Annotated in this window: 1 protein-coding gene; it reads left to right on the forward strand. The window is 57.1% G+C overall.

Features of this window, described 5'->3' with window-relative positions:
- The coding region (locus AACW06_RS20880) for an Ig-like domain-containing protein (RefSeq protein WP_192076440.1) at positions 1–203 on the forward strand (203 nt) is incomplete at both ends.

Here is a 203-nt window from a genome sequence, read left to right on the forward strand (position 1 = left end):
CGGGTGTGGAAGAAGGGGATACGGTGACGTTAACCATCACCAACCCAGATGGTAGCACCACGGAGCAAACCTACACCGTGACGGCGGCGGACCTTGCCAATGGCAGCGCGGACATCACCATTCCAAGTTTGACGGACGAGGGTGCTTACAGCGTCACCAGCAGTATCAGTGATGCAGCAGGTAATACCACCGCTGAAAGTGCG

The organism is Vibrio sp. S12_S33, from assembly GCF_963889785.1.
Lineage (GTDB): Bacteria > Pseudomonadota > Gammaproteobacteria > Enterobacterales > Vibrionaceae > Vibrio > Vibrio aestuarianus.